Source organism: Actinophytocola sp. (genome assembly GCF_036002505.1).
Classification (GTDB): Bacteria; Actinomycetota; Actinomycetes; order Mycobacteriales; family Pseudonocardiaceae; genus DASYTH01.
This window is the reverse complement of the sequence record NZ_DASYTH010000448.1, coordinates 1-1,677: the sequence shown is the minus strand read 5'-3', so window position 1 is coordinate 1,677 and position 1,677 is coordinate 1. Positions and strand designations below refer to the sequence as shown.

Annotated in this window: 2 protein-coding genes; both read right to left on the bottom strand. The window is 70.0% G+C overall.

From position 1 onward, the window contains the following. Positions 1 to 224 precede the first annotated feature (224 nt). Entirely contained in the window at positions 225 to 1,055 is an 831-nt protein-coding gene (locus VGR06_RS39630; RefSeq protein ID WP_327564385.1) for an alpha/beta hydrolase, read from the bottom strand. Between the two features lie 100 nt (positions 1,056 to 1,155). Then, positions 1,156 to 1,677 (bottom strand): helix-turn-helix transcriptional regulator (locus tag VGR06_RS39625; protein ID WP_327564384.1); only part of this gene is annotated, 522 nt, incomplete at its 5' end.

The following is a 1,677-nucleotide window of genomic DNA, read 5'->3' as shown; positions in this document are numbered from 1 at the left end:
CCTGCCGCCACAGCACCCGGCGCAGGTCGTGGGCCTTGGCCGAGCTGACCCGGTAGACGGTGTGGCCGCGGCTGGTGAAGAACACCGCGATCGGCAGCCACGACGGCCCGGTTGGTTCCAGCACCACCTCCAGGGACGTCCGAGGAATTGTCAAGACCTGTGGATCGGCGTGTCACGCGGCTTGCTGTTCACCTCCTGAGCCGGGGCTCGCGCGACGAGCAGGGTCAGGCCGGCTGCTGGGCTGGCGCGAAGAACTCGGTGAGTGCCTCGGCGAGCGCCTTGGGATGGGTCAGGGGGGCGGCGTGCCCGACGCCGGGGATCTCGTGTATCCGTGCGTTGGGGACGTGGTCGGCCACGTGCCGCGCGCTGGCGGTGAAGAAGGGCTTGGTGTCCGATCCGAGCAGCACCGCCACCGGAGCGGAGATCGCGCCGAGCACGGTCGGATCAGCGGCGGGGTCTCCGTGCTCCATCGCTTGCTGGAGGAAGTTGAGCAGGTTCGTCACGTAGCGCCCTGCTGCCTCGAAGTAGCCGGCGTCCTCGGCCACGGCGAGCTCTTCGTCGTTGAAGGGGAAACGAGCGAACGCGCGAACCGCAGCCGCCAACCTGCCGTCGGCGGCCAGCTCGCCCGTGCGGGCGACGGCGTTGCCGAGAGCCGCTTGCTCCTGCTCGTCCATCAAACTCAGGATCCCCGGCTCAAAGGGGGCCACCGCGTGCACCGCGTCGGATTGCGCTGCCACGGTGAGTGCCAAGTTGGCGCCGCCGGACCAGCCCACCAGTCCGGTCGGTTCCCCGATGCTGTCGAGGTAGGTGAGGATGTCGTCGGCCTGCCGAGCGGGGCTGAGGTCGGGGTGATCGCCGCTGAGGCCACGGCCCCGCTGGCTCGGCAGGTGGCAGGTGAACCGTTCGGTCAGGTGTTCCACCACTCGGTTCCAGTCGATGTCCCCATCGCCTACGGCCCCTTGCAAGAACACCAGCGGCGGCCCTTGGCCGTGCACGGCCCCACCGATGGTGACGCCGTCGGTGGTGGTGACGTAGTGGGTGCGTTGGTTGCTCATTGCCGTCTCCCTGCGCCTCGTGTGGTCATGCCCGCAACGCTGGCGCAGAAGACGTCGGAGAATGTCACCCGACCGGCTACGTTTCGGCGGTCAGGGGGTACTACAGGTCGCGGCGAGCGACCTGTGCGGCGAGATCCGCGCGTCCGTCGACGTCTACCTTGGCGTAGACGCGGGACAGGTACTTCTTCACCGTGTTGACGGAGATGAACAGGCGGTGACCGATCTCGGCGTTGGTGTGGCCTTCGGCGACCAGCCGCACGACGTCGCGTTCGACGGGAGTCAGTGACGCCCAGCCGATCCGCGGGCGTTGACGCTCGCCCCGCCCGCGGCGGGCATAGGCGACCGCGTCGGCCAGCGACAGCTCGCCGCCCGCGTCCCAGCAGGCGGCCGCGTCGGTGTCGTCCAGGGCGGCTTGTGCGGTGTCGCGGGCGCGATCGAAGCGGTCGGCCTGAATGGGGAAGCGGGCGATGCCCGTGTCGGCGTGGAACCGTTGCGACGCGGCGAGCAGGCGAAGCGCCCGCTCGGGCTCGCCGAGGGCTAGGGCCAGGTCGGCGATCGTCTCCAGCGCCGCGGCGGCCCCGACCCGGTCGCCGTAGTCGTCGAGGACCTCCAGGCTGTCATG